1 protein-coding gene is annotated in these 236 nt (G+C 54.7%); it reads left to right on the top strand.

Translation table 11 applies throughout. From position 1 onward, the window contains the following. On the top strand, positions 1 to 236 hold a 236-nt coding region (locus tag A0G03_RS20615; protein WP_145951828.1), incomplete at both ends, for an Ig-like domain-containing protein.

Raw genomic sequence — 236 nt, 5'->3', positions numbered from 1 at the left:
TCACCACCGCCAACACGAATCACACTTACTCTGTGGATACGGTTGTGCCAACGGCGTCGATTTCTATCGATGATGTGACGTCGGATAACGTGATTAACGCAGCCGAATCCGGTCAGACCATTGCGGTGACGGGTAACGTCGACAACGACGTGAAAGCGGGTGATGCGGTGACGGTGAAAGTCGGTACCGAAACCTACCAGACCACCGTGAATCCTGATGGCAAGACCTGGAGCGTC

It is taken from the genome of Pectobacterium peruviense, from assembly GCF_002847345.1.
GTDB lineage: Bacteria > Pseudomonadota > Gammaproteobacteria > Enterobacterales > Enterobacteriaceae > Pectobacterium > Pectobacterium peruviense.
The sequence above is the reverse complement of the archived record's forward strand: the minus strand, read 5'-3'. Positions and strand labels throughout refer to the sequence as shown.